Source organism: Candidatus Contendobacter odensis Run_B_J11, from assembly GCF_000531125.1.
GTDB classification, from domain to species: domain Bacteria; phylum Pseudomonadota; class Gammaproteobacteria; order Competibacterales; family Competibacteraceae; genus Contendibacter; species Contendibacter odensensis.
Map to the genome: position 1 here is coordinate 1 of NZ_CBTK010000316.1, position 1141 is coordinate 1141.

Genomic DNA, 1141 nt, shown 5'->3' on the forward strand with positions numbered 1-1141 from the left:
ATACCATTTCTCTATAGGTTTAATTTTTCAAGCGCCGATAAGATAAATGGATATCCGGTAAGAGAAGCAACAACTTTCTGTCCAATAATATTCAATTGTTCGCAGATTTTTTCTTGTAAGTCGGCTAAGGTGTTAAAGTTTACCCAACTGGATTCTTTTTTCAGATGTTGCCAAACTCGCTCAATTGGATTGATATCTGGACTATAGGCGGGTTGGAATAAGAGTACTATATTTTCCGGAATTATGAGTTTCTGCGCTTTATGAAAAGCACCGTTATCTAATTGCATGACATTCAAATGATGGGGATAAGCTTGAGAAAATTCATCAAGAAAAAGTTGAAAACAATCGCTGTCTAAATGGGAAAAAATTAGAAAAAAGCTCTCTCCTGTTAAAGGTTCAACGGCACCGTAGGTATAAAAAGCTTCAAAGGGCCATTGGACGAGTCCCCGAGGTTTAATACCGAGTGCAGTAATGACCCGATACGTCAGTGTCTTTAAACCAAATCGACTTTCATCTTGACACCAATAGCGAATAGGCTTCTTTGGCTGATTATCCACTTCTTGAAAAACATCTATTATTTCAAGGCGTTCTTGGAGTTTTTTTTAAAGTCTACCACGGCTTCTTCTTGCCGATGCCGACTCATGGGACGAGCCACTTTTAACTTGGCTTTCAGTTTATAATGAACAATTTTATGCACCGTCTTATAAGGAATTTCCAGACCGTATTCTTGGGTCAACCACGCCTGAATCTCGCCATAACTCCGAAAACCTTCTGGTTGTTGAAGTCGCAGTTGCAACGCATCAAGGATCGCTTCCGGTAAAGCAGGTCGTTTACCTCCATGATAGTTCCAAGCCAACAAACCTGATAGACCGCTGGTTTGATAGCGTGCGAACCATAAACGAAGGGTTGATTCAGCTCGACCTATTAAACAAGCTAAGACGCCTATATCATTAACAATACCTACTTTCAATAAGTACAAAGCCTGAATTCGCTCTTTGATCTTGGCTTTAATTTGAGCATGCATAATCACTTTTAGCTCATCTGCCGTCTCAGTAATCATCACTGACTGGAGCCTATTCATGGTCAATACCCTATCGTAAGTTGGCATCAAAATTATAATTAAATCTATAGAGAAATGGTA

Annotated in this window: 2 protein-coding genes; both read right to left on the reverse strand. The window is 39.4% G+C overall.

What is annotated here, in order from left to right; genetic code table 11:
- Positions 1 to 11: 11 nt before the first annotated feature.
- The gene (locus BN874_RS26575) at positions 12 to 557 is read right to left on the reverse strand and encodes an IS630 family transposase (RefSeq protein ID WP_420886162.1); all 546 of its coding nucleotides are present in this window, start codon (positions 555 to 557) and stop codon (positions 12 to 14) included.
- Between the two features lie 17 nt (positions 558 to 574).
- Positions 575 to 1141: helix-turn-helix domain-containing protein (locus tag BN874_RS26580; RefSeq protein ID WP_420886163.1), on the reverse strand; the 567-nt coding region annotated here is incomplete at its 5' end.